The organism is Natronomonas sp., from assembly GCF_046483325.1.
Classification (GTDB): Archaea; Halobacteriota; Halobacteria; order Halobacteriales; family Haloarculaceae; genus Natronomonas.
Genome location: NZ_JAWODL010000052.1, coordinates 23465 through 29747, shown reverse-complemented (window position 1 = coordinate 29747; position 6283 = coordinate 23465). Strand labels below are relative to the sequence as shown.

Sequence of the window (6283 nt, the reverse complement as noted above, 5' to 3'; positions counted from 1 at the left end):
CTCGAATACAAGGGTGAGCTGTACGGGACACACGTCGTGCACGTCGACGCAGCGGGAACGACGAAAGAGTGTGCGACGTGTGGTGTCGAGACCGCGAAATCCATCTGGGTCAGGGAACACTCGTGTCCGAGTTGTGGGTTCGAGTGTGATCGAGATGCGAACGCGGCGGTGAACGTCTTGCAGCGCGGGTTTGCTGCGTTAGGGCTGGGATGGCCCGAAGAGACGCCTGTGGAGACTGCGCTCCCTACGGACATCCATTCGGTGTCTGCAAAGCGCGTCGTCGAAACAGGAAGCCCCACCCTCACCGAAGCCGCACCAGCGGCTGAGTAGGATGGGGTAGTTCACTGCGGCACGACGGTGATCGTCTTCCCGCGGTCGATGGCGCTCTCGAGCTCCTCGGCGATGGCCGACCCGCGTGACACCTGAATCTCGCCGCCCCGGGAGACCGTCGCGGTGAACAGGTACTCGCCGTCCGCGCGGACCTCGACCGTCTCGCCGTGGTGATCACCCAGTGGGATGATGACGTGGCGATTCGTCACGTCGGGGGTGACGATCTCGCCGGCCGGTTCTGCCCCCGATGCACCGCCAGCCGCAACGCCGGATTTCCCGCCCGGGCGATCCGAAAACGTCCGCACGTCGATGTCGATGCCGAGACGATCCTCGATCCCGCTGATCCGGCCGCCACCCTTGCCGATGACGTAGGAGATGTCGTCGTCTTCGACCCAGACGACCGCGGTGTTCGAGCCCTTCAGCTCGACTTCGACGTGCCCGTGGGCGACCGAGCGGATCTCGCGTTCGATCTCCTGTTTGGCGACGCGTTCGACACCCGTCTCCCTGCCGCCGTCGGACGCGCCGTCGAGGGAGACGGTGACGACCTGCTGGTTGAACGTGTAGATCTCGTAGGCGGGTTTGCCGGTCTCGAAGTCCTGGATGACGATGACAGGTCGGGCGAGGTCCTCCTCGACGAGTCCGTGTGGCACTTTCACCTCGGTCCTCACGTCGTAGACCGTGTGGACCTGCCCGGCTTCGATGTAGACGACGGTGTCGACGATCTGCGGAATCATCCCCAACTCGACGCGGCCGACGAGCCGCTGGAGGGCGTCGATCGCCCGCGTCGCGTGGACGACGCCGATCATTCCCACGCCGGCGAGCCGCATGTCGGCGAACGTCTGGAAATCGGAGGTCTTTCGAACCTCGTCGTAGATCGTGTAGTCCGGTCGGACCATGAGCAGCGAGTCGGCGGTGTTCTCCATCGAGCCGTCCAGCTCGGTGTACTGGGTGATCTCGGGGCCGACCTGGAGGTCCCGCGGCTTCTCCATCGTCTTGACGACGAACCCGGAGTCGTCAAGGAACTCGGCGACGGCCTGTGCGAACGTCGATTTCCCCGCTCCCGGCGCGCCAGAGATGAGGACGCCGCGCTGGCGTTCTGTGAACCGTTCGCGGAGGGCGTCCGCGCTCTCGTAATCGTCGAGATCGGTCTTCACAATCGGGCGGACGACCGTCACCTCGATCCCGTCGGCGAAGGGCGGCTCGGCGACGGCGATCCGCATGTCGCGTATCTGGACGATCGTCATGCCCTTCCCGGAGAGTTCGACGAATCCCTCGCTGGAGGAACGGGCCGTGTTGATCACGTCGTCGGCGATAGCGCGCATCTCTGCTTCGGTCAACGGCTCGTCGGCGATCGGGTCGTAGGTCATCTCGCCGATCGTCCCCCGCTTGGCCATCGGTCGAACGTCGGTCTTGAGGTGGACCGACATCGTCTCGGGATCGAGGTACTCCTCGACCGACAGCGACGCGTCCTCGTCGACTCGCGGCTCGATGTACTCGACGGCGACGCCCTTTGCCTTCGCGACCTCGCTTTGGACGACGTCGCTCGTCAGAAGCGTCGCACCGTGTTTCTCCGCCAGATCGCGAATGATCGCGTCGATCTCGCCCTCGCCGGCGTCGCGCTTCTCGATCGCGTCCGGACGGCGACCGACGTATTCGAGTGCGATCTCCCCGTCGTCGGCGAGCGCCGCGAGCCGCTGTAGTTCCTCCAGCCCGGTCCACCCGCTGTCGCGGCCGTCGTTGGCCTGGGCCTCCAACTCGCCGACGACCGCCTCGGGAACGTAGACGGCCTCGACGCCGTCGGCGTCGATACGCTCCGACACGCGGCCGTCGATCACCGCGCTCGTGTCCGGCAGAATATTCATAATCATACTCGCGTCCCGACCGGTATAAATACCGTGATGGAACGCCTGCGTCGGACGAGAACGCCGAAATTCGCCGGCGATCACTCCCCGACGACGTTCGCCTCGATGGAGCGCGGCGTCTCCGTGATCCGCCGTCCGCCGTCCGACTTGACGATCACCGTGTCCGAGTGTCGATAGCCGGCGTCGCCGGTGTACAGCGCCGGCTCGACGGCGTAGACATCGCCGGGACGAACGACCGCGTCGCTCCCGCGGTCGATGTACGGCGGTTCGTGTATCTCCATGCCGATCGCGTGGCCGGTGTGGTGGGCGACGTACTCGAGGACGCCTCGCGTCTGAAAGTGATCGCGTGCGATCCCGTCGACGTGTTCGAGCGCCACCCCGGGTTCGATCGCGTCGATCGCCTTCGATTGGGCTTCGCACACGATGTTGAAGTACTCGCGCTGCTCCGGGGACGCCTCGGCGACGAACAGCGTCCGCTCCAGCTCCGCCATGTACCCCCCGACGTCGACGACGACGCCGGTGATGATGGGATCGCCAGCGGACAGCGGCTCGTTCGTCGTGTATGCGTGTGGGCGGGCCGTCCACTCGCCGCTGACGACCCCGGCGAGGACCGGCCCACGGAACCGCGTTCGAACGTCGTAGGCCGTTCCGAGTTCCTCGATGAGGAGCTCGGTTCCATCGGTCATCGCGCGTTCGGAGACGACGATCGGCGATGCGCCGGTCCTCACGAGCGAAACCAGCCGATCGTGGACCCGATCTGCCCACCGTGCCGACTCGACGAGCAGTTCCCTGACCGCAGGCGACTTCTCCCGGCGGAGCTTCCGGACCCACGACTGTTCGACGACGGACACGATCGACGACAGCGGTGCCCCCTCGTAACCCATGACCGCGGGCGGGGCGTCAGCGTCCGCGGCGACCGTCGAGGCCCCGATCGCCGTAAGCGTCTCCTCCAAGACGCCCATCGGTCGCTCGGCGGGGTAATCGAAGTACACGTCGACTGCGTCGACGTGTTCGATCGCCTCCGCTCGGTCGCGTTCGAGGCGAGGGACGACGAGCCGCGCCGCGTTCTCGGTCACGACGAGGACGACCGGTCGTTCGGTGACGACGTGCGGAAAGTCGACCAGATACTCGATCGCCGTCGCGTCGAACCAGACGCCGGCGTCGACCGCCTCAGCCCGAATCCGTTCGCGGATCGTCTTGAGGCGTCGCTCGAAGACAGTCGCGTTCAGCGATGTCATGTGCGCTACACGCCCCGGATGGATATAAAAACCGGCCAACGGAGCCGGCGTGCACCCGAACCGGCCGACATCATTTCGTAACCTCGGTCGGTGGATTTAAGTGGTGATCGATCGAACCCCGCTCCGTCGAGTCGGCTGCCGAGTCGATCGGGACCGGTCGTCGATGCCCGACGGGAGATCATCAATGTCAAAACCCAACGAGCCACCGAAACCACCCGAAAATTGAGCATAAGCCGAGACGGTATCGCGGCAGAGAACACGACGACGGACGGCGTCGCGGCCGCCTCCGGACGCCCGGTAGCGGTACGCGTCAGCCGAACGCCGGTGGGGTCGCTCGACGGTCCCCTACCGGAACGTTCGCTTTTCGTTCGAGATGTAATCGCAGTGGTCGCACTCCAGCGTCCAGTCGGATAGACGGGTGTACCCTTCCCGTCTGTGCTCGGTGAGTCCGTCGGCCCGCCGTTCGTAATGGACCCACCTGGCGTCGCACTGTGGGCAGGCCCCGTCCCACTGGTTCGACCAATCGCTACTCATATGTGTTCGGCACACGCCGGTAACTCGTAGGTTTGTCGCTCAACGCATGACGTCGACCGAGACATGTTCCTACGAGTTCGATCCGGATCGCCGGGAACAGGTGCGCGGGCGGGAGCTCAGACTCGTCGATGACCTCCCGATCGGGTGGTCGTGTGATCGGCCGGCCGGAGCGAACGGCCGCTGTCTCTTCCACCGTGATCCGGCGGACAAATCGGATCTCGAGGTCCTCGAACGGCTGCTTGAGGAGATCGGTCGACCGCCCGACTCGGACGCCCCGGATGCGGTCGTCGAGAACCGCTTCATCGGCGCGCGGTTCGGCGACTGTCGACTCGCCCACCGAGTGCTGCAGCCGGGGAATAACAGGCCGATCGATCTCAGGTTCGCCCACGTCGAAGGCGACCTCATCTGGGACCGAGCCGTCGTGCAGAACCCGGTCCGGCTGTCAGGGATCGTCGTCGACGGCGAGGCGACGTTCCGAAACGCGCGCGTCAACGCCGACATGGATCTCTCCGACTCGGTCATCGGCGGCGGGCTCGACGCCTCCGACGCGGTGTTCGAAAACCACTTCTGGTGTATCAACACCACCTTCGGCGGCGGCGTCACGTTCGATCGGAGCGTGATCGAGGGCGACCTCTGTCTCGCGGGGGCAGCGATTCACGGCAACCTCCGACTCGCGAGCACCGAGATCGACGGCAACGCGTGTTTCTCTCGGATCGACTGTGCGGGCGCGCTCGTGGTCGAGCCCAGGCGGATCGACGGCAACGTGTGGTGCGTTCGGTCTTCGTTCGAGACGTTCGACGATCCGCAGGAGCCGGATAACTTGCTCCGCGGCGGCGACATGGGCGGCGACGTCGTGATCAGAGAATCGGCGTTCGGCGACAAGATCACCCTCGAGGGAATCGACGTTGACGGACGGTTCATCTTCGAGGGGACGGCCGTGGATTCGAACTGGGTCGATCTCACCGGTTGTTCGATCGGATCGGGAACGCTCGGGCAACCCGAGGACGAGTCGGCGTACACGATGTACGACTTCACCGACGCGACGGTCGGCGACGTTCGAATCCGGGACGTTCGTGGCAACGGGTTCGAGCGGGTCTATTTCAAGAACACGACGTTCGAGGGGTTCGATTTCGGCCGCCACCGGTCGGCCCTCCTCCGCACCGGCTGGACGATCCACACGACTGAGGAGGCCCCCTCGCTCGCCGCCGACGCCGCCGCCGGTACCTTCGAGGGCGTCCGAAGCAGGATCGAGGGCGCGGCCGACACCGCACGCTGGACCGTCGACGCCGTGCTGGATCAGGTACCTTCCGGGGTCCATCGGAAGTCGATACACGAGACGACGTATCTCAAGGCGAAGAACGGAGCCAACCGGATCGGTGACAGCAAAGCGGCCGCCGAGTTCTTCCAAAAGGAGATGACGTTTCGCCGGAAGCGACACGCCGAAGTTGCGCTGAACGGCTGGGGGCGGAACACCCAGACCGCGACGATCGTCGATCGAATCGCCGCGGCCGGTGCCTGGGTCGCGAACGTGGGCCTGGCGGCCACGACCGGGTACGGTGAGAAACCCCACCGGGTGCTCGTGGTCTCGCTGGCCACGATCCTCACGTTTGCCGGCCTCTTCGCACTCGTCCCCGGGAGCGAATTCGGCAGCGAGCAGTCGCTCTCTGAACTGCTCCTCTTGAGCTTCCAGAGTTTCATCACGTTCGTCATCGGAAGCCCGACCGGGACCGACGTGCCCTACGCGCTCCGCTTCGTGAGCGCGGTCGAGGGGCTGATCGGCGCGTTCCTCGTCGCGCTGTCGGTGTTCGCGCTCACGCGCTCGGTACACCGGTGATCCCGGCGCTCTCACGCCGACGCGTTCTCCGCCTCGTGATCGAGCATTCGCCGTTTCACCGCCACGCCGCCGGATGCGGAGAAACCGCCCAACCCGCCGTCGCTTTTGACGACGCGGTGGCACGGCACCACGACTGTCACCGGATTCCGGCCGCAGGCGCCGCCAACTGCGATCGGCGAGGTGTCGAGGGCGTCGGCGATCTCACCGTACGTTCGCGTTTCGCCGTACGGGATGGCGAGCAGTTCGCCCATCACCGCCCCCGTGAACGTGTCCGGCATCTTGACGGCGAGGTCGAACGTCCGACGCTCGCCGCACTCGTACTTCCCGATCTGTCCGCGGATCTCCTCGGGTGATTCCTCGACGTACGATTCGTCGATCTCGAACGTGGATCCGAATAGCTCGACCTGCATGGTGTGTTCCGGCCAGACCAACGGGCGGATGGAGTATAGGTGCGCTCACTGTCGTTGGGAGCGTGACGCACTTTG

The 6283-nt window shown here is 65.4% G+C and carries 6 protein-coding genes; 2 read left to right on the top strand and 4 right to left on the bottom strand.

The window, feature by feature from the left end:
* Positions 1–330, top strand: a 330-nt coding sequence (locus tag R6U53_RS15245; RefSeq protein WP_410323230.1) for a zinc ribbon domain-containing protein, incomplete at its 5' end; no start/stop codon positions are given.
* Between the two features lie 11 nt (positions 331–341).
* On the opposite strand, the gene R6U53_RS15240 is transcribed toward R6U53_RS15245, so the two are convergent.
* The 3 genes from R6U53_RS15240 to R6U53_RS15230 form a co-directional block, all read right to left on the bottom strand.
* On the bottom strand, positions 342–2192 hold the full coding sequence (locus tag R6U53_RS15240) for a PINc/VapC family ATPase (RefSeq protein WP_410323229.1): 1851 nt from the start codon (positions 2190–2192) through the stop codon (positions 342–344).
* 80 nt (positions 2193–2272) lie between these two features.
* Positions 2273–3430, bottom strand: a complete 1158-nt coding sequence (locus R6U53_RS15235; protein ID WP_410323228.1) for a M24 family metallopeptidase — start codon at positions 3428–3430, stop codon at positions 2273–2275.
* Positions 3431–3775: 345 nt separating this feature from the next.
* A complete protein-coding gene (locus tag R6U53_RS15230) occupies positions 3776–3964 on the bottom strand; it encodes a hypothetical protein (protein ID WP_410323227.1) in 189 nt (62 codons plus the stop codon).
* A 46-nt stretch (positions 3965–4010) separates the two neighbouring features.
* On the opposite strand from R6U53_RS15230, the gene R6U53_RS15225 reads away from it, so the two are divergent.
* On the top strand, positions 4011–5798 hold the full coding sequence (locus R6U53_RS15225) for a hypothetical protein (RefSeq protein WP_410323226.1): 1788 nt from the start codon (positions 4011–4013) through the stop codon (positions 5796–5798).
* Between the two features lie 11 nt (positions 5799–5809).
* Here R6U53_RS15225 and R6U53_RS15220 read toward each other — a convergent pair whose 3' ends face one another.
* The gene (locus tag R6U53_RS15220; protein ID WP_410323225.1) at positions 5810–6208 is read right to left on the bottom strand and encodes a methylated-DNA--[protein]-cysteine S-methyltransferase; all 399 of its coding nucleotides are present in this window, start codon (positions 6206–6208) and stop codon (positions 5810–5812) included.
* Positions 6209–6283 lie beyond the last annotated feature (75 nt).

Coding starts and splice junctions, on each gene's coding strand:
- R6U53_RS15230 (WP_410323227.1), bottom strand. CDS start 3,964: ATGAGTAGCGATTGGTCGAACCAGTGGGACGGGGCCTGCCCACAGTGC.
- R6U53_RS15225 (WP_410323226.1), top strand. CDS start 4,011: ATGACGTCGACCGAGACATGTTCCTACGAGTTCGATCCGGATCGCCGG.
- R6U53_RS15235 (WP_410323228.1), bottom strand. CDS start 3,430: ATGACATCGCTGAACGCGACTGTCTTCGAGCGACGCCTCAAGACGATC.
- R6U53_RS15220 (WP_410323225.1), bottom strand. CDS start 6,208: ATGCAGGTCGAGCTATTCGGATCCACGTTCGAGATCGACGAATCGTAC.
- R6U53_RS15240 (WP_410323229.1), bottom strand. CDS start 2,192: ATGAATATTCTGCCGGACACGAGCGCGGTGATCGACGGCCGCGTGTCG.